The sequence below is a fragment of the Micromonospora sp. NPDC049107 genome (assembly GCF_040648595.1).
Classification (GTDB): Bacteria; Actinomycetota; Actinomycetes; order Mycobacteriales; family Micromonosporaceae; genus Micromonospora.
The window spans coordinates 825,589-848,750 of the sequence record NZ_JBEZEC010000001.1 but is presented as its reverse complement, the minus strand read 5'-3'; the positions used below and the strand labels follow the sequence as shown (position 1 = coordinate 848,750).

At 72.4% G+C, this 23,162-nt stretch carries 26 protein-coding genes; 12 read left to right on the top strand and 14 right to left on the bottom strand.

Features of this window, described 5'->3' with window-relative positions; genetic code table 11:
* Positions 1 to 71: 71 nt before the first annotated feature.
* The 3 genes from AB0B55_RS03680 (at position 72) to AB0B55_RS03670 (ending at position 2,021) form a co-directional block, all read left to right on the top strand.
* Positions 72 to 566: a SigE family RNA polymerase sigma factor gene (locus tag AB0B55_RS03680; RefSeq protein WP_357118609.1), complete on the top strand. Its 495-nt coding sequence runs from the start codon at positions 72 to 74 to the stop codon at positions 564 to 566.
* Complete coding sequence (locus tag AB0B55_RS03675) at positions 563 to 1,258, top strand: hypothetical protein (RefSeq protein ID WP_357118606.1); 696 nt, start codon at positions 563 to 565, stop codon at positions 1,256 to 1,258. Before AB0B55_RS03680 ends, AB0B55_RS03675 begins: the two co-directional genes overlap by 4 nt.
* Positions 1,259 to 1,484: 226 nt before the next feature.
* Positions 1,485 to 2,021: a DUF4396 domain-containing protein gene (locus AB0B55_RS03670; RefSeq protein ID WP_357118603.1), complete on the top strand. Its 537-nt coding sequence runs from the start codon at positions 1,485 to 1,487 to the stop codon at positions 2,019 to 2,021.
* Positions 2,022 to 2,413: 392 nt separating this feature from the next.
* Here the strand turns inward: AB0B55_RS03670 and AB0B55_RS03665 are convergent, their stop codons facing one another.
* Positions 2,414 to 2,575: a winged helix-turn-helix transcriptional regulator gene (locus AB0B55_RS03665; RefSeq protein ID WP_357170581.1), complete on the bottom strand. Its 162-nt coding sequence runs from the start codon at positions 2,573 to 2,575 to the stop codon at positions 2,414 to 2,416.
* A 12-nt stretch (positions 2,576 to 2,587) separates the two neighbouring features.
* On the opposite strand from AB0B55_RS03665, the gene AB0B55_RS03660 reads away from it, so the two are divergent.
* From AB0B55_RS03660 to AB0B55_RS03650, 3 genes are all read left to right on the top strand, one after another.
* Positions 2,588 to 2,842, top strand: coding sequence for an NAD(P)H-binding protein (locus AB0B55_RS03660; RefSeq protein ID WP_357170579.1), 255 nt, complete (start codon positions 2,588 to 2,590; stop codon positions 2,840 to 2,842).
* 92 nt (positions 2,843 to 2,934) lie between these two features.
* The gene (locus tag AB0B55_RS03655) at positions 2,935 to 3,648 is read left to right on the top strand and encodes an AraC family transcriptional regulator (RefSeq protein ID WP_357118598.1); all 714 of its coding nucleotides are present in this window, start codon (positions 2,935 to 2,937) and stop codon (positions 3,646 to 3,648) included.
* A gap of 57 nt (positions 3,649 to 3,705) precedes the next feature.
* Complete coding sequence (locus tag AB0B55_RS03650; RefSeq protein ID WP_357170074.1) at positions 3,706 to 4,365, top strand: dihydrofolate reductase family protein; 660 nt, start codon at positions 3,706 to 3,708, stop codon at positions 4,363 to 4,365.
* 47 nt (positions 4,366 to 4,412) lie between these two features.
* Here AB0B55_RS03650 and AB0B55_RS03645 read toward each other — a convergent pair whose 3' ends face one another.
* The 6 genes from AB0B55_RS03645 to AB0B55_RS03620 form a co-directional block, all read right to left on the bottom strand.
* On the bottom strand, positions 4,413 to 7,463 hold the full coding sequence (locus tag AB0B55_RS03645; protein WP_357170071.1) for a tetratricopeptide repeat protein: 3,051 nt from the start codon (positions 7,461 to 7,463) through the stop codon (positions 4,413 to 4,415).
* Positions 7,464 to 7,482: 19 nt separating this feature from the next.
* Positions 7,483 to 7,920: a hypothetical protein gene (locus AB0B55_RS03640; RefSeq protein WP_357118590.1), complete on the bottom strand. Its 438-nt coding sequence runs from the start codon at positions 7,918 to 7,920 to the stop codon at positions 7,483 to 7,485.
* A gap of 205 nt (positions 7,921 to 8,125) precedes the next feature.
* Positions 8,126 to 8,722, bottom strand: a complete 597-nt coding sequence (locus AB0B55_RS03635; protein WP_357170068.1) for a maleylpyruvate isomerase family mycothiol-dependent enzyme — start codon at positions 8,720 to 8,722, stop codon at positions 8,126 to 8,128.
* Positions 8,719 to 9,159 (bottom strand): SRPBCC domain-containing protein, encoded by a 441-nt coding sequence (locus AB0B55_RS03630; protein ID WP_357118584.1) that lies wholly within the window; start codon positions 9,157 to 9,159, stop codon positions 8,719 to 8,721. Before AB0B55_RS03630 ends, AB0B55_RS03635 begins: the two co-directional genes overlap by 4 nt.
* A 5-nt stretch (positions 9,160 to 9,164) precedes the next feature.
* Positions 9,165 to 9,503, bottom strand: a complete 339-nt coding sequence (locus AB0B55_RS03625) for a metalloregulator ArsR/SmtB family transcription factor (protein ID WP_357118580.1) — start codon at positions 9,501 to 9,503, stop codon at positions 9,165 to 9,167.
* 67 nt (positions 9,504 to 9,570) lie between these two features.
* Positions 9,571 to 10,989 carry an FAD-dependent monooxygenase gene (locus AB0B55_RS03620; RefSeq protein WP_357170577.1) on the bottom strand — a complete coding sequence of 473 codons (1,419 nt, stop codon included), beginning with the start codon at positions 10,987 to 10,989 and terminating at the stop codon, positions 9,571 to 9,573.
* Between the two features lie 467 nt (positions 10,990 to 11,456).
* On the opposite strand from AB0B55_RS03620, the gene AB0B55_RS03615 reads away from it, so the two are divergent.
* Entirely contained in the window at positions 11,457 to 11,936 is a 480-nt protein-coding gene (locus tag AB0B55_RS03615) for a hypothetical protein (protein WP_357170065.1), read from the top strand.
* 11 nt (positions 11,937 to 11,947) lie between these two features.
* Here AB0B55_RS03615 and AB0B55_RS03610 read toward each other — a convergent pair whose 3' ends face one another.
* Positions 11,948 to 12,934, bottom strand: a complete 987-nt coding sequence (locus tag AB0B55_RS03610; protein WP_357170062.1) for a helix-turn-helix domain-containing protein — start codon at positions 12,932 to 12,934, stop codon at positions 11,948 to 11,950.
* A gap of 64 nt (positions 12,935 to 12,998) precedes the next feature.
* On the opposite strand from AB0B55_RS03610, the gene AB0B55_RS03605 reads away from it, so the two are divergent.
* The gene (locus AB0B55_RS03605) at positions 12,999 to 13,565 is read left to right on the top strand and encodes a maleylpyruvate isomerase N-terminal domain-containing protein (protein ID WP_357170059.1); all 567 of its coding nucleotides are present in this window, start codon (positions 12,999 to 13,001) and stop codon (positions 13,563 to 13,565) included.
* 213 nt (positions 13,566 to 13,778) lie between these two features.
* On the opposite strand, the gene AB0B55_RS03600 is transcribed toward AB0B55_RS03605, so the two are convergent.
* Positions 13,779 to 15,062: an MFS transporter gene (locus AB0B55_RS03600; RefSeq protein ID WP_357170056.1), complete on the bottom strand. Its 1,284-nt coding sequence runs from the start codon at positions 15,060 to 15,062 to the stop codon at positions 13,779 to 13,781.
* Between the two features lie 113 nt (positions 15,063 to 15,175).
* The gene (locus tag AB0B55_RS03595) at positions 15,176 to 15,664 is read right to left on the bottom strand and encodes a DUF1992 domain-containing protein (protein ID WP_357170053.1); all 489 of its coding nucleotides are present in this window, start codon (positions 15,662 to 15,664) and stop codon (positions 15,176 to 15,178) included.
* Positions 15,665 to 15,850: 186 nt separating this feature from the next.
* Here AB0B55_RS03595 and AB0B55_RS03590 point away from each other — a divergent pair, with 186 nt between their 5' ends.
* The gene (locus AB0B55_RS03590; protein WP_357170575.1) at positions 15,851 to 16,501 is read left to right on the top strand and encodes a LysE family translocator; all 651 of its coding nucleotides are present in this window, start codon (positions 15,851 to 15,853) and stop codon (positions 16,499 to 16,501) included.
* 8 nt (positions 16,502 to 16,509) lie between these two features.
* Here AB0B55_RS03590 and AB0B55_RS03585 read toward each other — a convergent pair whose 3' ends face one another.
* The 3 genes from AB0B55_RS03585 to AB0B55_RS03575 are packed head-to-tail and all read right to left on the bottom strand — an operon-like array spanning position 16,510 to position 19,329.
* Positions 16,510 to 17,328: an SDR family NAD(P)-dependent oxidoreductase gene (locus tag AB0B55_RS03585; protein ID WP_357170050.1), complete on the bottom strand. Its 819-nt coding sequence runs from the start codon at positions 17,326 to 17,328 to the stop codon at positions 16,510 to 16,512.
* Entirely contained in the window at positions 17,325 to 18,626 is a 1,302-nt protein-coding gene (locus AB0B55_RS03580) for an NAD(P)-binding domain-containing protein (RefSeq protein WP_357118558.1), read from the bottom strand. The genes AB0B55_RS03585 and AB0B55_RS03580 overlap by 4 nt, the downstream gene beginning before the upstream one ends.
* A 58-nt stretch (positions 18,627 to 18,684) precedes the next feature.
* On the bottom strand, positions 18,685 to 19,329 hold the full coding sequence (locus AB0B55_RS03575) for a TetR/AcrR family transcriptional regulator (RefSeq protein ID WP_357118555.1): 645 nt from the start codon (positions 19,327 to 19,329) through the stop codon (positions 18,685 to 18,687).
* A gap of 57 nt (positions 19,330 to 19,386) precedes the next feature.
* On the opposite strand from AB0B55_RS03575, the gene AB0B55_RS03570 reads away from it, so the two are divergent.
* The 3 genes from AB0B55_RS03570 (at position 19,387) to AB0B55_RS03560 (ending at position 22,519) form a co-directional block, all read left to right on the top strand.
* Complete coding sequence (locus AB0B55_RS03570) at positions 19,387 to 20,739, top strand: MFS transporter (RefSeq protein WP_357170047.1); 1,353 nt, start codon at positions 19,387 to 19,389, stop codon at positions 20,737 to 20,739.
* A 32-nt stretch (positions 20,740 to 20,771) separates the two neighbouring features.
* Entirely contained in the window at positions 20,772 to 21,959 is a 1,188-nt protein-coding gene (locus tag AB0B55_RS03565) for a hypothetical protein (RefSeq protein ID WP_357170573.1), read from the top strand.
* Positions 21,960 to 22,177: 218 nt separating this feature from the next.
* Positions 22,178 to 22,519, top strand: coding sequence for an RNA polymerase-binding protein RbpA (locus AB0B55_RS03560; protein WP_046564157.1), 342 nt, complete (start codon positions 22,178 to 22,180; stop codon positions 22,517 to 22,519).
* Between the two features lie 65 nt (positions 22,520 to 22,584).
* Here the strand turns inward: AB0B55_RS03560 and AB0B55_RS03555 are convergent, their stop codons facing one another.
* Complete coding sequence (locus AB0B55_RS03555; protein WP_357118548.1) at positions 22,585 to 23,109, bottom strand: FxsA family protein; 525 nt, start codon at positions 23,107 to 23,109, stop codon at positions 22,585 to 22,587.
* Positions 23,110 to 23,162: the final 53 nt, after the last annotated feature.

Here is a 23,162-nt window from a genome sequence, read left to right as displayed (position 1 = left end):
AGAGGGTAGCCGTGCAGCGCCGGGCGGCGGCCGGTGCGTCTTCCTAGTGGAGAGCACTGACGGGAGCGGGCGTGTCGTTCGAGGAATTCGTGGCGGGGTATGGCCGGTCGCTGGTGCGCCTGGCGTTCGTCCTGAGCGGCGATCGGCAGGTGGCTGAGGATCTGGCGCAGACCGTGCTGGCCGACGTGTACCGGCACTGGAAGCGGGTGCGCGCGGCGACAGACCCCGAGGCCTACGTACGCCGCATGCTGGTGAACGCGCATCTGAGTTGGCGTCGCCGGCGCTGGACGACGGAGCGGCCCACCGACCTGCGCCAGGAGACCGGCGCCACGGTGGCCGACCCGGCCGACGCGGTCGCCGCCCGGGACCAGATGCGGGTGCTGTTGAGCAGGCTCGCCCCGCGCGCCCGCACAGTGCTCGTCCTGCGCTACTACGCCGACCTGGACGACGCGGCGGTCGCCGCGGCCATGGGGGTCAGCGAGAGCTCCGTGCGGGCCACCGCCTCACGTGCCCTGGCGAGCCTGCGCGGACCCGCGGCCATCGACGCACAGAGGGAGACCCGATGAGCCAGTCGACCGAGCGCGAGTTGCGCGAGCTGTTCGCCGCCGACGCCCCCGACGCCCCCGACGAACTGGCCGTGGTCGCCGGGGCGGTGCGCAGGGTCCACCGCCGACGCCGGACCCTGATGCTGGCGGCGGCCACGACCACGGTGATCATCGCGGCGGCTGCGTACGGCGTCCACCGGCCGACCGCGACGCCGCAGGCACAGCCGCCGGTCACGTCATCGTCCGCACCGGTCACTCCGACGCCCGCGGCCGACCTGCCGGCCGGGGTCAAGCCCGGCGACCCGCTCGCCTTCGGCGCGGCGCAGTGCGTCAAGGCGTACGCACCAAAGACCCTCGCCGAGCAGGCCTTCGCCTTCGACGGCACCGTGACCGGCATCGGACCGGCCCGAACCGAACGCGGCGCGCATCCTCCGCTGGACCTGCGATCGGTGACGTTCCAGGTGCACACCTGGTTCCGGGGCGGATCCGGGGGCACCGCCGTGGTGGACATGTCGCCGCCCGCCGCCTCGGGCGGGACGGGCGATGCCACGTCCGAGGCTGGCCCGGCCTATCAGGTCGGCACCCGGTTGCTCGTGTCCGGCATGCCCCGCTGGGGCGGCGCGCCGCTCGCCGACCCGATCGCGTGGGGCTGTGGCTTCACCCGGTACTACAGCCCTTCGCTGGCGGCCGAGTGGGCCACCGCGACGAGATGAACGGCCGCCTATCAGGACGGTCCGTCCGTATGAGGTGGCATTGCGGCCGGGGCTGCCAACGCCGGCGAGGGGGCGCTGCGCCCCGGCACCACGAGAACGTGCACTTCTACGCACCTACTCGGTCGGCATCGACGGCGAACTCGCCCAGCTGGGCGATGACGGCTACCGCCCGCTGCGCCTGGACACCCCTGGCCACATATACCCCCTAGGGGTATATTCAGCGGGGTTGAAGGAGGCGAACATGACACACGAACATCACCACCACGAGGGCACGCCAACGCTGGTTGCGGCACACGAGAACGACGGGCGCCCCGCAGCGGCGGCGGGTTGGGCGGTCGCCGCGCAGGCGACACTGCACTGCTTGACAGGCTGCGCGATTGGCGAGGTGCTGGGCATGGTGATCGGTACCGCGTTCGGGTTGCACAATGCCGCCACGGTCGTGCTGTCGATCGTCCTGGCGTTCGTGTTCGGGTACGGGCTCACGATGCGCGGTGTGCTGCGCGCCGGCGTCGGGTTCCGCGCGGCGCTGACGGTCGCCCTGGCCGCCGACACCGTGTCGATCGCCATCATGGAACTGCTGGACAACGCGTTCATCGTCGCGGTGCCCGCGGCGATGGACGCCGGGCTGACCAGCGTGTTGTTCTGGGCGTCCCTCGTGGGTTCGCTGGTCGTGGCGTTTGTGCTGACCATCCCGGTGAACCGGTGGATGATCTCGCGGGGCAAGGGCCACGCCGTAGTGCACCAGTACCATCACGCGCACTGACACGACCGACCCGCGCGGCCGCACCCCAGCTCGGGTGCGGCCGCGGTTGCTGTCTACACCTCCCCGGTCTACGACCACCTCGACAAGCCCGGCTCGGGATCGGCCCATCACACCCGTCACCGGCCGTGCCGCGCGCGCCTGTGGCCTGGAAGCTGCGGGCGGCCCGGGGCGGCGACGGACCGCCGAAACAACAGCGTAAGTGCTTACGCATCTTAACTGTCATTATGGTGCGCGCGCGTTATGTCCCGTTTGTGGGCATGAATTAACAGATTGTTGTTACCGGTAATTCGTTAATTGGTGCGACCCGGTCCCCCGGAGGGTTGCGAACGGTTTGCGGGCGTGTCGGCGCGGTCAGATGCTGCCACTGTGGCGCACGACTGCTTGTGGAGCGGTCAGGATCCGGTCGTTGCGGCGCGCTCGCGATTCGCACGGATCTCGTCGTGGTGGTCGGCGGCCCAGCCGATCAGCGAGGTGACGATCTCGTGTAGGCCGCGACCCAGCGGGGCGAGGGTGTACTCGACGCGCGGAGGGACCTCGGCGTAGGCGGTGCGGATGATCAGGCCGTCCTGCCCGAGCTGTCGAACATCAAGGCAGGCGTCGACCAGGTCATCCGTGCCCCGTCCGGCATCGACTGGACCCTGGTCCGCGCCGTGACCCTGACCGACAAGACCACCGGTGGCACCGTGCGGGCGTCCGAGGCCGGCACCGAAAAGCCCGGCGCACGGATCAACCGCGCCGACCTCGCCCGGTTCCTCGTCCAGACGATCGAGGACGACGCGTGGACCCGCAAAGCGCCCCTGGTCTGGAGCACCCCCGGCTGACCCCTCCCGACCAACCTCTCGATCCCTGATCGCACATCCGCCAGCACACGCCCTAGGCTCAGGAGCCGGTATTGGGACAGCTCGGAGGCGTCATGGCGTTGCGGTTCGAGCATCGTCCGACCGACGCGGACGCGGACATCGTCGACCGCGTGTGGCGCACCACCAGCGACGCCGAGGAGACGATGACGTCCGTGGCGCGTACGTGCTGCCACCTGATCGTCACGCGTTCGGCCGGGCGGCTCCTGGTCTCGCTACGCGGGCCCGAGACCAAGGCGACCACGGCACCGGTCCCGCCGGACGCCGAGTTCCTCGGGATCCGGTTGACGCTCGGCGCTGTCTTCCGGCCGCACCCCGCGACGTCGATCGTCGACAGTCACGTGTCCTTCCCGGTGACACGCTCGGGCCGGGTGGTCATCGGCGGCGAGGACTGGGAGACGCCGACGTACGAGAACGTCGAGCAGTTCGTCCGACGGCTGCGCGACTCGGGGCTGCTGGTTCCCTCACGCCTGACGGGAACCGAGGCCGACCGTCACGGGTCCACGCGCACCCACCAGCGGCAACACCGTGCCGTCACCGGACTGTCGCCGACCGCCGTGACGCAGATCGACCGCGCGAACGCCGCGGCCACCATGCTGCGCGACGGCCTCGACTGGCGCGCGGTCGTCTCGGTGCTGGGCTACTTCGACCAGGCTCACCTGGCACACGCGCTGCGGCGCTACGTCGGACACACCGCGCGAGGGCTGGGCGCCGGTGACGACCCGACGATGTCGTTCCTGTACAAGACCGATCCGCGACCCGGCAGCTAACCTCCGTCGGCCGGCCGCCGGAGGGCGGCGGCCCGACCCACCCGACGGAGGATAACCGTGCTGCTCAGCGTCAACGTCTTCGTGAGCCTCGACGGCGTCATGCAGGGACCGGGCGCCCCGGACGAGGACCGCTCGGACAGCTTCGACCGGGGCGGCTGGCTCGTCCCGCACATGTCCGCGCACACCAACGAGGTCGTCGAGGGCTGGTTCCGTACGGCCGACGCCTTCCTCTTCGGCCGCACGAGCTACGGCCTGCTCGGCGGCTACTGGCCGAAGGTCACCGCACCCGACGACCTGATCGCCGCCAAGCTCAACACCCTGCCCAAGTACGTCGTCAGCGAGACCCTGACCGACGAGGAGGCCGACTGGAGCCCGACGACGGTGTTGCGCACCGACATCCTCGACGAGGTCCGCCGGCTCAAGGACCGGCCGGGCGGGGAACTCCAGGTGCACGGCAGTTGGCGGCTCGTGCAGACGCTGCACGAGGCCGGACTCGTCGACCTCTACCGGCTGCTGCAGTACCCGGTCGTCGTCGGCAGCGGCAAGCGCCTCTTTCCGGACGGGTCGACGCCCGCGACGTTCGCGGCGTCCGAGGACAGCATCCGCGTGTTGCCCGGCGGCGTCGTGTCGCTGACCCTGACGCCGGCGACCCTCGGCGTCCTCTCGACGGGCGCCTACACGGTTGACGAGGGGCGCTCGGTGCCGGTGCTCGGCTGACACCGATGAGTGGCGCAGGTGGTGGGACCGTGGCCATCCCTGAAGGCTCAATCCGTGGTTCTGATCGAAACCCTGTCGAGCTGCTGCCGAAGACCGTCCGCTTCCTCCCTGCGGCCGACTCCTTCCAGCACATCGGCCAGAGTCCGGTACGCGGAGAGTGCTTGGCCTGCGAACTTCTGCGGCATACGTTTGGCCAACGATCCGTAGAGCTGAGTCGCCTCGGTGATCGCCTTCAAGGCTTCGGGCAGGTTCTGCTTCGCGTCTGCGCACACCGTGGCGTATGTCCACAACGACATGGCGAGGTCGGGTAGGTGGGCGTCCCGGTTCGTCTCGGCCAGTTGCCGCCGGACGGCCACGATTTCCTCGGCCGGGGCGATGGCCCGTTCGCGGCGGCCCAGCGCGAAAAGGATGCTGCCGACGCTGGTCAACGAGGTGGCGAGGTCGGCTAGGTAGACGTCCGGATTTACCTCGGCCAGCCGCCGGTGAATGACGGCGGCGGCCTCAGCAGCAGCCAACGCCTGCTCAGGGCGGCCCAGCGCGGACAGGTGGGCCCCGAGGTTGGTCAACGAGTCGGCGAGGTCGGGAAGGTGGACGTCCGGGTTCGTCTCGGCCAACCGCCGTCCGATGGCCACGGCTTCCTCGGTCGGGGCCAGGGCCTGCTCAGGGCGGCCCAGCTCGAACAGGTAGGCGCCGAGGTTGTTCAACGAGTCGGCGAGGTGGGGAAGGTGGACGTTCGGGTTCGTCTCGGCCAGCCGCCGCCGGATGGCCACGGCTTCCTCGGCCGGGGCCAGGGCCTGCTCAGGGCGGCCCAGCGCGGACAGGCGGAGGCCGAGGTTGTTCAGCGACAGGGCGAGGTCGGGTAGGTAGGAGTCCGGATTCGCCTCGGCCAGTACCCGGTAAGTGCCGGCGGCCGACTGAGTCGCCTCCAGCGCCTGCTCACGGCGGCCCAGCGCGGACAGGCAGTTGCCGAGGTTGTTCAACGACAGGGCGAAGTCGGACACGTAGAAGCCGCGTTTCTTCTCGGCCAGCCGCCCCAGGATGGTCACGGCTTCCTTGGCTGGGGCCAGGGCCTGCCCGGAGCGACCCAGCTCGGACAGGCAGGCGCCGAGGTTGTTCAACGAGTTGGCGAGGTCGGATAGGTAGGCGTCCGGGTTCGCCTCGGCCAGCCGCCGCCAGGTGGCCACGGCCTCCTCGGCCACGGCCAGAGCCTCCGCCAGGCGGCCCAGCCGGGCTAGAACCGCAGCGACAGTGTTCAGCGACGTGGCAAGAAAGGGTAGGTAGTCGCCCGGGTCTGCCGCGGCCAGCCGACGGAAGACGGCGACAGCCTCCTGGACCGGAGCCACGGCCTGCTCGCCGCGACCCAGCTCGGACAGACGGAGGCCGAGGTCGCTCAACGAGGTGGCGAGGTTTTCTTGGTGGGCGTCCGGGTCTGCCTCGGTCAGCCGCCGCCAGGTGGCCACGGCCTCCTCGGCCACGGCCAGAGCCTCCTCCTGGCGGCCGACACGGGCAAGGCGGAAGACCTGTTTGGACTGCAGAACAGCTTGTTCGGCGGGATCAGTGGTGTGGGCGAGGCGGTGCGCGGTCAGCACGCTCGTCACGGCGGCCGCGGCGATGTCATAGTTTATGTGCCTCTCGATCGGTAGCAGAGGTTCGATGCTCTCCAGCACCTCGATGCTCACGGATCGGCTGGTGGCGAGAGCGGTCAACGCGGTGCCGCCCGCTCTGATCGCGAGATCGGGATGTGTGCGCAATAGCGGGTAGAGGAGAGTGCTGCCCACGTGGGGCCAGCGGTCAGCGGCCGCGGCGAGGAACGTGACCGATCGGGAGAGCACCGAGCTTGTCGAGTCGTCCTGGGAGCGGGCGGTCAGGAGAGCGGTTGCGGTGCGGGGTGCCCAGTCCTGCGCGGGGTAGTCGGTGTGGTGTCCCGGCAGGGTGAGTGCGAGGAAGTCCTCGGTGAGCCGGTCCGGATAGAGGGGTTCCAGGACGGTTGGCTGGTTGGGTTCGGCAGGTGGATAGCAGACCGTGTGGTCGCGGAGGATCTGTTCGACATCTGGCCCGACACCGAGCTGTTCGAGAAGCTCGGCGCCGGCGGTGCGGTCGAGCGCGCCGGTGAGGGCAGCGGTGAAAACGGCGTGGTTCATCACGTCGCCCGGGGTCCGATAGCCGCTCCCGGTTCCCGTGACGCCGTCGTGGTAGAGCCGTCGCCAGTGCAGTTGTTCCCGATTGAGCAGGTACCGGGTCAGGGCGTCCATGCCTTCGGGAGGCCGCTCGCCGCTGACAGCGGCGTCGACGGCGACCAGGGCGGCCATGTGTACGGCGAGGGTGAGCCCGAACTCGGGACTGTCGAGCGGGACCGAGGGCAGGATCGTGGAAGGGCGGGGATGCCGGTAAATGGCGGCGAACCGGTCGCGGGCCGCGGTGAACATGGTGGGCCGGGCGTGATCGGTGGGCAGGTCGGGGAGCCGCTGGGCGCTCGTGTGGCCCCGATAGTTGTCGAGGATGGCGCTGATCGCCGGCCACGTGTCCAGGCTGCGGCCGATCATGAGAATTCGGGTGGGGACGCCGACCTGGTGAAGCAGGGTGTTCTTGAGTAGCCAGGTGAGGTTGCTCAACAGCCACCGGTCGGCGTAGTCAACCACGAGAAGAAGCCCGGCGGTCCCGGTCAGGGCGAGGTCGTGGCTGCCGGGCTCGGGCCGGTCGGCGTCGGGACCGTGGAACGCGGCAACCACTTTCCAGCCGGCGCTGAGCGACTCGGCCGCGAGTTGGGCGGCGAGACGGGTCTTGCCCTGCCCGCCGGGCCCGTGCAGCCAGCGCACGCTCAGCCGCGGCGGTCCGCTGTCGCGCCACTGCCGCAGGTCGGCGAGTTCCTGATCGCGGCCGGTGAACGGCACCACGGCGCGTCGGGCGTTGAGCATGCGGCTGGGCATCTGCCGCAGCCAGTCCACGTCGGCGTCCGGTTCGGGTTGCCAGTTGGCCAGCAGGTAGAGCGGTTCGCCGTTGGCGAAGACGTGGATGTCGGCGTTGATCACGCCGTAGGCGAACCCAGCGACCGACGTGACCTGCTGGAAGGAGGGGTGTGGTTCCTCTGCCGTGGCCATGCGATCCATCGACTCCCGCTCACGCTTCCGTCGACGGTGACGCCTCGTGGTAGATGATGTTGCCGTTCTGGACGCCGAACGCGACGCCGTGGTCCCGGGCCACGATGTTCTGGATCTGCACCTTCTGCTCGGCGGGTAGCCGGGCGGTGACCTCGGTGACAAGGGCCCGCAGGTCATCGATGACGGCCGGGTCGTCTTCGGCGAGATCCTGCAACCGGGTCAGCCATTGCGGCTGCTGCTGGGCCCGGACCTCGACCTGCTTGTCCGCCGGTGCCTGCTCCACGGTGGCCGCCAGCGCATCGAGCCGACGCGCGGCCTTCGCCTCCTGGTCGGCGCGACCGCGTCCGAACAGCCGGATGAACCCCGGGCGAGCCAACCCGTTCCACACGTCCGTAGCGGCGGCGGTCACCAGTGTCGTGGCGCCGATGGCCAGCACCGCCTGAATGTCCGGGGTCACGTCTCTCCTCGCCGGTGGTAGGCGCACTCGCGTTCGGTGGCGACCGAGTTGGCGTCACCGTCTCGAACCCGAGAACCGAAGCCGATCGACGCACCGAACGTCCAGATCGACATCCTGGCACCATCATGGAGCGCCGTCGCCACCTGCGTAATTACCCGGACACGACACACAATTTCGCGGTCGGTCATGGTTCGATATCGCGGCGTCAGCCGCGGGGCAGGCTCCGGCCGTCGGGCAGCGTTCGACCGCTCAGCAGCGCCACCAGAGAACCGCTGTCACCACGGACGACCTCACCGCTCCCCCAGCGCCGGTCCGTGTCGGTCGCCTCGAGTCGGACACCGGCCAGGTCGATTCCGAAGATGGCGCCGTTGGCGTCACCTAGATTGCCCAGGACGGTGCCGACCGCGTCCGCCGGTGCGACATCGGGCCGGCCGAGGGCGAGCGTCACGTCCAGGGAGTGGATGACGGCGTGACTCAGCGCGCCGGCGGCGCCACCGCCCGGCGGCTGCCAGGCGTGCAGGCTCGGCGATCGGAGCTGATCGAGAAGGTCGGTGCGGGGCAGCTCGGCGTCGCGCGTGGCCACGGTGTCGGAGAGCACGGTGAAGTCACCGCGGGCTGCGGCCATTTCGGCCGCGAACTGTACGGGGGTCAGCCGTACCGGCATCGTGACGTGCGCGACGACGTGTCGCACCAGCCACTTCTCGCACAACGAGGGCGCATCCCAGATGTCGATGGCCGAGGTGGCGAGAAGGTCGGCGAGCCCTCGGTAGGTCGATGCGACCCACGGCTGCGGGTCAGTCATGGTTGATCCTTCCGGGTGAGGTGGGCGAGGCGCTCCGCGAGCTTGTCGAGCGAGGTGGCGAAACCAGCGCGAGCATCGGGCGTACGCATCGCCTCGGGCACGTGCCGCTGGTGGATGACGACCGCGGTTCCGCCGTCGCCGAGATCGTGAAACGTGCTGGTCGTGTGCATCCGGGTCGCCGGCTCGACCCAGGCGAGCAGCTCAGGCACAACGATCTCGGTGAACGTGGCGACCATCCGGTAGCTGCCCTGGTCTCCGATCATCAGGGTCTCGAACCGACCCCCGGGCCGGAGGTCGACGACGATGCCCTCGACCGGTGTCACCATGCCGCGCGGTCCCCAGAACTGCGCGAGTTCGTCGGGCTCGGTGAGGCACCGCCACACAAGTTCGCGCGGCGCGCGGAAGACCCGCCGGTAGACGAGTTCGTCGTCACCCACGGATTTCAGCCTTCCTGCAGGTGGGCGAGGTGTGTCTCCAGGCGGTCCAGGCGATCCGCCCAGGCCTGGCGGCTCTGCTCGATCCAGGACAGCGCGGCGTCCAGCGCCGCGGGTTCGAGGCGACACGGCCGGCTCTGCCGGTGCCGCCCCTGACTGATCAGGCCGGCCCGCTCGAGCACCCGGATGTGCTGCGACACGGCCTGCATGCTCATGGCGTACGGCTCGGCCAGCTCCTTGACCGTCGCCTGGCCCGTGGTCAGCCGAGCCACGATGTCGCGCCTGGTCCGATCGCTCAGTGCGGTGAACAGCGCATCAAGCTGCTGGTCGTCGAGGGTCACGCTCATGACCCTTATTTAAGCAGAAGCTTTATAAAGCGTCAACTTGAATAAGGGCCCTGAGCGTCGCTCGTACTCACGGCATGCCGAACCACCGGGCGAGATGGTCGTCGAGGTTCCGCTGCTCGTCGCCGATCCAGGCGACGTAGCCGTCGGGACGCAGCAGGAGGCACGGGACGTCCACCGCCGCCCCGGCGTCCGCGAGATGATCGACCCGGTCCTTCCAGCCACCGACGGTCAGTCGCTCGGTGCGGTCCACCAGCAGGCCACGGCCGCGATGCAGCAGCCCGTAGAGGTTGCCCTGTCGCACGTCGACGTCGGGCAGCCGGCGACCGAGCAGGTCCGGGCCCTCGCCCAGGTCGTAGCGGAGGCCGGTTCCGGTGATCTTCTCCAGCAGATGGCGGTTCACCTCGTCGAAGTCCATCAGCTCACTGAGCAGACGGCGTACGGCCCGCGCGCCCGGTTCGTCGGACAGCAGTTGCGTCTGGGCGCGGGTGTTGTCCAGCACGTCGGCGGCGACCGGACGACGTTCGGCCTGGTAGGTGTCCAACAGGGTGTCCGGGGCCCAGCCCTGAACCTGCGCGGCCAGTTTCCAGCCGAGGTTGACCGCGTCCTGCACGCCCAGGTTGAGGCCCTGACCGCCGATGGGCGGATGAATGTGGGCGGCGTCGCCGGCCAGCAGGACCCGACCGACCCGGTACCGCTCGGCAAGCCGGGTGGCGTCGCCGAAGCGGGACATCCAGCGCGGCGAGTGCACGCGGAAGTCGGTTCCGGCGACGGCCCGCAGTTGTTGAGCGAAATCCTCGATGGTGGGCGGCTGAGCGCGATCGCTGACTCCGGCCGCCGGGACGACCACGCTGTAGGCCCCGACACCCGCGGGTCGGACCCAGAATCGGTGCCGGGCTCCGCCGATCGCGGCGACGGTGGCGGCGATCTCCTCCGGCGGGACACCCGCTTCCATCTCGCCCATCAGCGTCTCGGTCCGCGTGGGCTCGCCGGGGAAGCCGACGCCGAGGAGCTTGCGCACCGTGCTGCGCCCGCCGTCACAGCCGACGACGTAGCGGCTGCGCAACCGCTCCCCGTCGGACAGCTCGACGGTCACCCCCTCGTCGTCCTGCGCGAGACCGGTGACCGCCCGCCCGCGCCGGACCTGCGCGCCCAGTCCGGTCGCGTGTTCCGCGAGCAGACGTTCGATGACCGGCTGTGGGATGCCCAGCAGGTAGGCGTACGGGGAGTCCAGCCCGGTGGGCGCGGGTTTGTCGATGGCGGCGAAGTAGGCACCGGCCGGACGTCGCCGTCCGTGCGCGAGCATGCGGTCCAGGAGTCCGCGCATCGCCAGCACCTCGAGGCTGCGGATGTGCAGACCGACGATGCGGACGGCCGACGGAGGTTGGGTCTCCTTCTCCAGCACGAGGACCCGCACGTCGTGCAGGCGTAGTTCGGCGGCAAGCATGGCGCCGGTCGGCCCGCAGCCGACGATGATCACGTCGAACAGGCGCGGCGGACGATCCGCGTCGGGGCTCGGCGAGGAAGCAGGATCACGGTGAACGGAGGACACAGGAGCGGCCTTTCGAGAGTGCCTTGGTGAAAGGCGCTCCCGGCGACAGCTACGTCAGTCGCCCAACCGTGACGGCGAGGGGAGCACCCACATCGAACCAGCGGTCATGGGTCTCACCTCCTCGGACGGTGTCGCGGTCGACTGCAAGCTACCGGCCGCGCGGTATCGCGTCCAGCTCTTTTGTGTCGCTCACCGCAGCATCGCCCGGGTCATCCGGCGCGTCGCCACGTACATCGCGATCGAGCCGAGCGTCGCCTCGACGAGCGGTTGCTCGATCACCCGGGCAGCCTACGAAAATTCGACTGACAGGTGCAAGATTAATACCGATCATTGAAATTTTTGGACGAGATCCAGCGCGCTCGCCGTTTGACCCTCGACCTCCTTGAGGCCTGACCATCGGCCACATGAACGACCAGATGACCCTCGACCCGACCATGACCCGCGTCATCGAGGCGGTGCGGCTCGGCCAGACCGGCGACACCGCCGAGGCCCGCGAACTGCTCACCGCGCTGTGGGACGACCTCGGCCCGACCGCCGACGCGCTGCACCGCTGCACCGTGGCCCACCATCTCGCCGACCTTCAGGACACCCTCGACGCGGAGCTGAGCTGGGACGAACGCGCCCTGGCGGCGGTGTCCGAGCTGACCGACGAACGCGTCCGGCGGCACCTGCCCTCGCTCGAGGTCCGGGCGTTCCTGCCGTCGCTGTACCTCAACCTCGCCGACTGTCACCGGCGACTGGGCAACGCCGGCCCGGCCCGGGAACACCTCGCCCGGGCCCGGGAACACCTGGACCAGCTACCGGACGACCCGTACGGCGAGATGATCCGCACCGCCGTACGCGACTTCGACGCGGACGACCCGACCGACCACCGACGGCCCTAACGGCTGCCGGCTCAGCGGTCCGCTGCCGTGTGGGCCGCCCGGTACGCCTGCGGTGAACGTCCGTAGCGGGCGCGAAAGAGGCGGCTGAAGTGGGCCTTGTCCGGGAAACCCCAACGGGCGGCGATGAGGTGCACCGGCTGCCGCGCGTGCAGGGGGTTACCCAGGTCCCGCCGGCACCGCTCCAGACGCTTGGCCCGGATCAGCTCGGCAGGTGTCGTCGCCTCACCGTCGAACAGGCGGTGCAGGGAGCGCAGGGAGATGTGGTGGGCGGCGGCGACGCTACGAGGGTTGAGTTCGGCGCTGTCGAGGTGGCGGTCGATGAAGGCGACGACGCGGGCGCGTAACGCGGCGTGCCGTGTCTCCGGCGACAGAACACCCTCGATGTCGAGGCGCTGGGCGAGCGTGGCGGCGAGCAGGTCCAACGCCATGCCGCCCAGCATCTCGGCCTGGTTCGGCTCGTACTGCTCCGGGTGCGCCGCGATGCTGCGCAGGTGGTGGGCCAGGAGCCCGGCGACGCCGGAACCCGACGACATCGGCGTGGCCAGGAGGCGACGCACGCGATCCGGCGGCAACGGCAGCGCCGCGTAGGGGATCTGCACGGTGATCGTCGTGGCGAGACCGGGCTTGTCCGCCCGGTGCCGGGCGATGTGCGGACGGGCCGTGTCCAGCAGGGTGAAGTGGCTGGCGGCGACGAGCGCGGTCTCGGTGCGATCCTGGACCAGCGTGCTACGACCCGTCAGTGGCAGCGTGAGCTGGTAGATGTCCGCCTGGGCTCGACGGACCAGCCCGCCGGGCCGGGTGGCGAGCAGCGACGGGTACCGCAGCGAGGCCAACCGGATCCGGCCGAGGTCGATGGCCTGGGCGTACGCGACGAAATCGTCCAGCCGCGCGCTGGTGATGTGCACGGGCCCCGTCTCCTGGGCGATCAGGGCGTACCAGAACTCGAACCGGTCCGCCGACGGCAGTACCGTCGTGTCCACCACCAGGTTGGGCAACATGGTGTCCGCCTCCCCCCGAGCACGAGGATGGATTCTTGCACGCATCGACCTACGGACGTCCGTGATGACCGGCGCCGACGTACGGGCGGCGGCCGACGAGATGACCCGGGTGCTGCGCCCGCACCTCGACCGCGACTGGTCGGTGCCGGCCGGCACGTTGACCTGGAGCTGCTGGACGACCGCCGCGCACGTCGCGCACGACCTGCTCGCGTACGCCGGCCAGGTCACCGGCCTGGCGCAGGACAGCTACCTGCCGTACGACCTGCGGGTCTCCCCCACGGCGAGCCCGGCCCGGGTGCTCGACGTGGTACGGGCCTGTGCCCGGCTGCTCGCGGTCGCCGTCGAGGCCGCCGAACCGACCGAGCGGGCCTGGCACTGGGGGCCCTGCGACCCGGCCGGGTTCGCCGCGATGGGGGTGGCCGAGACGGTGCTGCACACCCACGACATCGCCCTCGGCCTCGGCGTGCCGTGGCAGCCGCCGCACGGCCTGAGCGCGCTGGTGCTGCGGCGGCTCTTCCCGGACGCCCCGCCCGGCGACGCGCCCGACGTGCTGCTGTGGATGACCGGCCGTGGTGAATTGCCGGGTCGGGCACGGCGTACCTCCTGGGTGTGGCGGGCCGCGGTGGAGTGACCCCGTCAGCCGGTCGGGCGGGTGCCGCGCAGGTCGAGGGACCAACGACCCGCGCGGCACCCGCGCCTGCTCTGCTGAACGCCGTCGGCACCCGCGGGGATGCCGAGGCCGTTCCAGGTAGTTCCTCAGGTCCAGCTGATGCCACGCTCGCGAACGCCACGCATGCGCTTCTCCTTCCCCCCTTCGGGGCGGCCCCGTGCCCACCCGACGACCTCAGCGTCGACCGCCGCCCACCTCGGCGGTAGGGCTTTCGGCGTTCGGGACCGTTCGGGTTTGTACGACCCGCCCCTCAAACGGCGCGAAACGGGCGGCACGTCTCCACAGCGGACCGAGGGCGAGGACCGCCAGCACGCCCGACAGTCCGCTGAACCCGACGACCGTGGTGGCCGGCCACCGGTCGGCGGCCAGACCCGCGAGCACCATCGCCGTCCCCTGCAGGCCACTGAGGCCGGTGACGGCGACCCCGAACGCGCGTCCCCGGTACTCCGCCGGCACCGCCCGGCCGAACAGCGCGTTCAGCGGGACGGCGAAGGCGCTCGCGGCCCCGGCCAGCGCCAGCAGCAGGAGCAGCACCCACAGCGGCGGAACGAGCCACGCCGCCGTCAGCACGCCGGTGGACAGCGCGGCCAGGGGCAGGATGAGCCGGGGTCGGGTCGCCGGTGGGCAGAACCGGGTGAGCGCGACCCCGCCGAACGCCATGCCCGTCGGCGCGGCGGCCAGCAACACACCCACCGTGGCGGCGTCGCCGTCGTACTGCCGCGCCAGTGGCGCCATCAGCCCTTCGGCGGCGTAGGTGCAGGCGCTGGCCGTCCAGAGGACGAGCAGGTAGGCGCGCAGCCGGGGGTCGGCGGCGAGCACCCGCAGGCCGTCCGCGCGGCCGGCGCGGACCCGACCCGACGGCGCCGGGGGCGCCGGACGTGCCCGGACGCCGCGCGCGATCAGCAGGGCCGAGACGAGGAACGTGCCGGCGTCGACCAGCAGCGCGCCGCGCAACGACAGCAGCGCCACCAGGCTCCCGCCGACGGCGAATCCGAGCACCTGCACGACCTGGGCGCAGATGTTGTCCACGCCGTTGGCCACCGCGTACCGGTCGCCGTCGAGCACGTCGGGCAGCAACGCCGCGCGCGCGGCCACGAACGGCGGCCGCATCAGGTTGACCGCGAAGAGCATCGCCACCAGGGCCGGCGCGGGGACGGCCGGCAGCGCCGCCACCGGCACGAGGGCCGCGCGGGCAAGGTCGCACACGATCAGGACACGGCGGCGGGGATACCGGTCGGCCAGGCCGGACAGCAGCGGTCCGCCGACGAGCCAGGCCAGATAGGAGCTGGCGTACGCGGCGGCGGCAAGCGCCGCCGATCCGGTCCCGTGGTAGACGAGGTACGCCACGGTGACGGCCGTGAGCTGGTCGCCCGCCAGGGACAGCAGGTACGCGCCGAAGAGGTGGCGGTACTCGCGTACCGCGAACACCTCGGCGTACGTCGCGGCGCGCTCACCCACGTCGCCCCCGTTCCCCGTGCCTGCCGTCAGGTCGCCCGGTGCCGACCGTAGCGGCGGCACGGGGATCGAGGGCGAAAGCGGGTGTTCGGGACTGTTCGGGACTGTTCGGGGCGTCAGGCCCGGCGACGCCAGGGCAGCCACCAAGCCCGGCGGGATCGGCGGGCCGGGGCGGCGATGGTGGCCGGCTCGGTGGCGGCGGCGGCGGTCACGTGCCGAGGGGCGCGTTCGGCACGCCAGCGGGCGACCACCTCGTCGGCGTTCACCGGCCGGACCGCGACCCGGGGCCCGTCGGGGTTGCGCAACCAGGCCACGATCTGCGCGTTGAGCTGCCCCACGAAGGCCCGCACGGCCTGTTCGGTGGGCAGGTCGCGGACCTCGTCGGGGACCTGCTCGACACGTCGACGCAGTTGCAGCGGGGTGGGCAGCAACAGGTCGCTGGGCAGCTTCTCGCGCTCCAGGAAACTCTTGATCCACCACGACTCGTCGTACGGCATCCCGCGCCCGGGGATCGGCTTGCCCATCCCGGGCAGGTTGTCGAACTCGCCGCGTTGCGCGGCGCCCCGGATCTGCGCCTCCACGGCCGCGTCCCACGCTTCGGTCACCCTGCGGCACCTCCTTCGGCCACCGTAACGCGCCGCCTCCGACCGGCGACACACGCCGCAACAGGTCAGCGCCGTCGGGCCGGTGACCATTCCCGTGCGGCAGGCCACCGCCTCGCAGGTGGCTCTGGGTCACCGGTCGCCGTCCGGCCTACCGTCGGTCGGGGGCCGGTGAACGGGGGCGACGTCATGGTCGATGCGGGTGCGCTGCTGGGTATCGCGCTGGTGGCGTTGGGTCTGGTGCTCACGCCCGGCCCGAACATGGTCTACCTGGTCTCCCGGTCGGTGGCGCAGGGCCGCCGGGCCGGCCTGATCTCGCTGCTCGGGGTGGCCGCCGGTTTCGGCGTCTACCTGGCCACGGCGGTCGCCGGTCTGGCCGCCGTGTTCGTCCTGGTCCCGGCGCTGTACACGGTGGTGAAACTGGCCGGCGCCGGCTACCTGCTGTGGCTGGCCTGGCGCACGGTGCGCCCGGGTGGTGGGTCACCGTTCACGCCCGCGCCGCTGCCACCGGACCGGCCCCGGCGGCTGTTCACCATGGGCCTGGTCACCAACCTGCTCAACCCGAAGATCGCCATCCTGTACGTGTCGCTGCTACCGCAGTTCGTCGAGCCGGCGCGGGGACAGGTGGCGGCGCAGAGCCTGCTGCTCGGCCTGACCCAGATCGCCGTCGCGCTGAGCGTCAACGCGATGATCGTGCTCAGCGCCGGGACGCTGGCCGGGTTCTTCGCCCGCCGGCCGATATGGTTGCGCGTCCAGCGGTGGGTGACCGGTACGGCCCTTGCCGCGTTGGCCGTCCGTATCGCCGCCGACCGTTCCCGGGCGGCTGTCGCCGTACCCTGATCCGGTCCTCACCGCCCACGGTGGCGGCGGACCATCCCGGCGGCCAGCGGCGCGGCGTCCAGGTCACCGGCGGCGAGCCGGGCCACGAGGGTACGGCGGACCAGCCGGTCGGCCAGCGCGGGCGCGTGCCGGCCGACGGCCATCTCCAGCCGGCCGCGTCGGGTGGTCGCCACGTCCCGGGGCGCCCGCCGGGCGGTGGCGGCGCGCAGGATCGCCGCGACGACACCCTCGACCGGCTCGGGGCGGGACACTCCCCGCAGCGACAGCCCGGCCTCGGCGGTGCTGTCGTGGATCGGCGAGGCGACCATGCTGGGGTAGACGACGCTCACCCCGACGTGGGTGCCCACCTCGTGGCGCAGCGCGTCGGCGTACGCGACGAGGGCGCGTTTGCTGACCCCGTAGGCGGCGGCGAGGGGCAGCGGCAGCACCGCCATCCGGCTGGCCACGAAGATCACCCGCCCGCGGGTGTCGAGCAGGGCCGGCAGCGCGGCGGCGGTGGTGCGCCAGGCGGCCAGCAGGTTGACCTCCAACTGCTGGCGGACCACCTCGTCCGGTGCCAGCTCCGCCGGGGCGGGACCGCCCACCCCGGCGTTGTTGATCAGCAGGTCGAGCCCTCCGAGCCGGGTGACGGCCTCCCGCACGGCGGCGGGGACGGCGGCCGGGTCGGTCAGGTCGCAGCCGAGCACCGGCAGGTCGTCGTCGTCGCGGGCGTGCAGGTCGAGCCCCACCACCCGGGCGCCGCCGGCGCGCAGCGCGACGCCGAGGTGCCGGCCGAAGGTGCCGCTCGCGCCGGTGACGAGGACCCGCCGGCCGGTCAGCGCCGTCACCGGCGTGCTCCGGTCTTCAACTCCCGGGTCAACTCGGCCAGGTACACGTCGAAGTCCACCCGCATCGCCGGGCGGCGCTGGCCCCAGCGGGCCGTCGCCGCTCGCAGCTCGGCCCGGCAGGCGGCCCGCTGCCGCGCGGGGTCGGGCAGGGCGTACCGGCCGGCGAGCTGCGCGGCGACCAGCTTGGCCTGCGCCTCGACCAGCGGGAACGCGGAGCCGGTGGACTGCATCAGCCCGACGAACATCAGGCCGGGGGCCGCGGGGTGGAACACGTGCCGGTACAACGCCAGGGTGTCGGCCCCGCCGCCCAGCAGCTCGGCCGGCAGGAACCCGATCTCCACCCGGTAGCCGGTGCACCACACGATCAGGTCGACCTGGTCGGCGCGGCCGTCGGTGAACTCGACCCGGTCGCCGTCGAGGGCGGCCACACCGGGGCGGGCCTCGACGTCGCCGTGGGCGAGCCGGGACAGCAGGCCGTCCGAGAGCGTCGGATGGTCCTGCAGGAAGCCGTGCGTCGGCGCGGGCAGCCCGTAGCGGGCGGGGTTGCCGACGGCGGCGGCGAGCATGGTCTGGCTGATGCGCTGGCGCAGCCGCCACGGGAGCCGGCGGGCCAGCGCGCCGTTGAGGGTGTCCGAGGGGCGACCCAGCAGGTGCTTGGGCACCACCCAGACGCCCCGGCGCAGCGACAACAGCGTCCGCTCGGCGGCGTACGAGGCGTCCACCGCGATGTCCATCGCCGAGTTGCCGCCGCCGACGACCAGGACGCGCCGGCCGGCCAACTGCTCGGGGCCGCGGTAGTCGTGGCTGTGGATCTGCTCGGCGGTGCTGGTGCCGGGGTACGGCGGCTCGGGCAGCCGGGGCACCCGGTTGTGACCGTTGGCGACGACCACGGCCTCGACGGTGACCTCGACCGGCCCGTCCGGCCCGCTGGCCGTGACCGTCCACCTGCCGTCCGGTCGGCGGATGACCCGCTCGACGGTGTGCCGCAGCCGGATGGCGTCGCGCAGCCCGAACCGGTCGGCGTAGTCGGCCAGGTAGCCGGCGACCCGCGTGTGGTCCGGGTAGTCGGGCCAGTCGGCGGGCATCGGGTGGTCGGCGAACTCGGTACGGCCACGGCTGGTGTTCAGGTGCAGCGTGCGGTACGCGGGTGAGTCGGGCGCCCCGTACACCCAGAGGCCGCCGACCTGGTCGGTGGCCTCGAAGCAGACCACGGTGACGGCGGCGTCGCGCAGCGCCTTGACGGTGGCGAGTCCGGCCGCGCCGGCGCCGATCACCGCAACCCTGGGTTCTGCCCGCATCGCCGCTCCCCCGCATTATCCAACGTCCGATGGATAATCGTCGGGCGGCGGCGGCCCGTCAACCCGTCGGTCCGTACAACGCTGTGAGGAAGCGGTGCACGAACGCCCGGAACTCGCGGCGTTCCCGGGCCGCCGGCACGCCCGAGGCCAACGCCACGACGTGTCCGTGCGTGGCCCAGACCAGGCTGCGTACGGTGATGTGCGGGGTCGGCTCGGCCAGCGCGCCGGCCGCCGCGGCGGCGGTCAGCAGCTCCGCCACCAGCCGGTAGAGCGGTTCGGCGTAGCGCTGGTCCAGCTCGGCGTGCCGCTGCGGCTCCAACCAGCGTCGCAGCCACAGAGCGGTGGTCTCCGGGTGGTCCTGCAGGAAGTCCACGAACACGTCGACCAGGTCGTGCAACGCCCGCCGCGCCGCGTCCGGGCCCGCGTCGAGGGCCGTGCGGGCCCGCTCGGCGGCGGCGGTGAGGACCTGCCGCTCCACGTCGAACACCCGCGCGAAACACGCCTCGTAGAGCGCTGCCTTCGTACCCGTGTGGTGGGCGACCGTGGCGACGTCGACCCCGGCGGCGGCCGCGACCTCCCGCAGCCCGACGGCGTCGAAGCCACGCTCGGCGAACAGCGCGGTCGCGGCGGTGAGCACCACCTCGCGGGTGGGTCGGGTCTGGTCGCGCCGAGGTCGACCCGGACGGCGTCGGGGCGTGGTCATGGCCGCCATTGTGCCCCTAGAATCCAGCAACTGTTGGATTGCGGAGAGGATGCGGCGATGACCGGGCTCGACCGGCGGCCCGCGGCCGCCACCGACGCGACGCTGCCCCGCGGCCCCCTCGCCGGGTTCGCCGCCGGCTCCCTCGGCATGGGTGTCTGGGTGACCGTTCCCGGCCTGCTGCTGCTCTACTTCCTCACCGACGTGCTGGCCGTCGGGCCGTGGCTGGCCGGTCTGGCGCTGCTGCTGCCGAAGATCGCCGACGTGCTGCTGCACCCGTGGGTCGGGCACCGCGCCGACGTCGAACAGGCCCGCCGGGGTGACCGGCGACGGCTGCTGCTGCTCGGCTGCGCCCTGCCGGTCGCGTTCGCCGCGCTGTTCGCGGTGCCCGGCGGCCTGACCGGCGCGCCCGCCGCCGGCTGGGTGGCGGTGGCCTTCGTCGCCGGCAACCTGCTCTTCGCCGCCTACCAGGTCCCCTACCTGGCCACCCCCGCCGACCTGCGCATCGGCTACGACGAACGCACCCGGCTGATGGCGTTCCGGATGGTCGTGCTGACCCTCGGCATCCTCGCCTCCGGCCTGCTGGCCCCGCTGCTGACCGGCGGCGACGCCGCGACCCGGGGCGGTTACCAGCGGATGGGCGTGGTCCTCGCCGTCGGGATGCTGGTGGCCATGCTGGTGGGCGTGGCCGGCATCGCCCGGCTGCGCGGCGTCGCGTCGGGCGGCACGGCACCGAGGCACGGCGGGTGGCGGGCGCTGCGCACCGCCCTGCGCGATGAGCAGTTCCGCCCGCTGGTCGCCGCCTACCTGGCCATGTCCACCAGCACCCACCTGGTCCTGGCCGGGGTGCCCTACTACGCGGAGTACGAGCTGCGTGCCCCCGCGCTGACCACGGTGCTGGTGGCCGCGTTCGTCGCTCCGGCGCTGCTGGTCACCCCCGCCTGGCTGGTGCTGGCCCGCCGGATCGGCAAGCAGCGGGCGCTGCTCGGCGCGCAGGGCGCGTTCGCGGCCGGGTCGCTGGTGCTGGCGGTGGGCAGACCGGCCGGCCTACCGGTGCTCGTCGGCGCGGTGGCGGTGCTCGGGGTGGCGTTCGCCGGCATGCAACTGCTGCCCTTCTCGATGCTGCCCGACGTGATCCACGCCGCCGGCGCCACCACCGGAGCGGGCACCTACACCGGGGTGTGGACGGCCACCGAGGCCACCGGCGCGGCCCTGGGCCCCTACGCGTACGCCCTCTGCCTGGCGGCGGGCGGCTTCGTGGCGTCGACCGCCGGTGAGTCACCGGCGCAGCCGGACGCGGCGCTCGCGGCGGTCCGCTACGGCTTCGGGCTGCTGCCGGCGGCGGCGATGCTCGCCGCGCTGCTGCTGCAGCGCCGCTACACCCTGGACGCGACGGCCCGGGCGGCGACCTGAGCGGCCGACACGCGGCCTAGACTTCGCCCTTGATGGACACCCCGCTCACCCCCACCGAAACCCGCCCGTGCGCCCACTGTGGAGCGCCGGTGGCGCAGCGTGTCGGCGCCGGCCGGCCGTTCCGCTACTGCCGTGACAACGACGGCGCCTGCCAACGCGCCTCGCGCAACAGTCGGATGCGCCACCGCAACGCCCCCGGCCTGCCCGGGCAGGTGGCCCGCACCTGGGAGGCGGTGGACCGCCTCGACCAGATCGTCGAGACGTTGACCGAGGCGCTGCACGCCGAGCTGTCCCCGGTGGGTGTGCAGCGGCAGCTCGCGCAGGCCCGCGCGGAGGCAGCCACCGAGATCGTGGCCGCGCAGACCGAACGCGACGAGGCCCGCGACGACGCCGAGACCGCGTCGGCCGACGCGGCGCGCGCCCGCGAGCAGGCCCGCACGGCCCGCGCCGAGGCCGACGACGCCACCCGACGTGCCGAGGTCGCCGCGCACCGCGCCGCCGCGGCCGACGAGCGCGCCCAACAGGCCGAGGCCGCCCGGGACCAGGCCCGCCACGACGTCAGCGCCGCCGAGGCGCTGCGCGCGCAGGCCGAACGCGACCGCGACCAGGCCCGCGCCGAGGTCCGTGACCTGCGGGGCGAGCGCGACACCGAACGGCAGCGCGCGGCCGACCTGACCGTCGAGCGGGACGCGGCGCGCGCCGACGCCGAACGGGCCACCCGGGACGCCGCCGACGCGGGCGAGCGGGCCGCGCGGTGGCAGGCCGAGGCGCAGGACGTACGCCGTCAGATCGACCAGGCCCGCGCCGACGCCGCCCGGACCCGCGCCGAGGCCGCGGACGCCGCCCGGGCCCGCGAACAGGCCGAACGGGCCCGGGACCGCGCCCAGGCCGTCGCCGCCGAGGCCGACGGCGCCCGGCAGGACGCCGCCGAGCTGGCCGCCCGGCTCCGCGCGGAGTTGACCGCCGCGACCGAGCAGCGCGACACGCTCACCGCCGAGCTGACCGCCGCCCGACAGGCCGCGGCCACCGCCGAGGGCCGGCTCACGGCCCTGACGGTACGGCTCGAGGCCGCCGAGGCCGACCGGGACGTGGCCCAGCGGCGGGTGGCGCAGCTCGGTGACCAGGTCAGCGACCTGGCGCTGGCGCTGGCCCGCCTCGGCGCGGCCGCACCCGGCGGGGCGGGTGCTTCCGACCCGGGTGCGACGTCGCCGCAACCTTGACCGCGTTCGGGCGGTTAGGGCGTGTGGCACAGTCCTCGCACGCCTTAACATCCCCGGTGGCAGTCACGACACGCCACCGCCGTGGCGTCCCGGTCGTGGCCGGCTACCCTTGGTTCCGGCCCGCCCGTGGACGCCTCACGCCCTCGGGCGGGAATGGTGCGACGGGAACGCGCCGTTACACCCAGAAGACCAGCACCACGAACGAGGGGAAGTCGATCATGGGCGAGCGTATGCTGCGCGGAAGCCGGTTGGGCGCGGTCAGCTACGAATCCGACCGCAACACGGAGCTCGCGCCGCGTCAGACCCGCGAGTACCTCTGCGCCAAGGGCCACCAGTTCGAGGTGCCGTTCGCCGTCGACGCCGAGGTCCCGACGACCTGGGAGTGCAAGTTCGACGGCAGCGTCGCCCGACTCGTCGACGGCAGCGAGCCGGAGCAGAAGAAGGCCAAGCCGCCGCGTACCCACTGGGACATGCTGCTGGAGCGGCGTTCGATCGCCGAGCTTGAGGACATCCTCGCCGAGCGGCTCCAGGAGGTTCGTACCCGCCGCGGCCGCGCCTGAGCCGCACCCGCACGACACGGCGCCCCCGGGAAACCCCGGGGGCGCCGTCGTGTGAGTGGGTGGATTCAGTTGCGGCCCGGCTCGACGATCTCGCCCTCGATGGCGCGGCCACCGTCGACGACCACCGGCTGCTCCGGCTGCGGACGTGGCGGCGGCTGTGGCGCGCCCTGACGCACCCGGACCGTACGCGGCCCGAACAGGTCACCGGCGACCATCGACGACACCCGCCGTTCGGCGGCGCGTTGCACCCCGACGCGGGCCAACCGGCGCACCGGCGGCACCATCAGCGACAACCCGACCAGGCCGCTGACCAGCCCGGGTATCGCCAGCAGCAGCGCACCGGCCAACCCGACGAGCCCGTCGGTCACCTGCCGTCCCGGCGGCTGCCCGGCCTGCGCCGCGGTGCGGAACCCCCGCCAGGCGCGCATTCCCTCGCGGCGCAGCAGCACCAGCCCCAGCAGGGACGCGGCGAACACCAGCAGCACCGCCGCGCCGAACCCCACCGCCCTGCCCACGACGACGAACACCGCCAGCTCCAGCACCACCGTCAGCAGCAGGGCCAGCGGCACGAACCTCAGTCCTCGGCGCATCTCACCTCATCGCCATCCCGCGGCCCGACACGAACCGCGCATCCAGCATGACA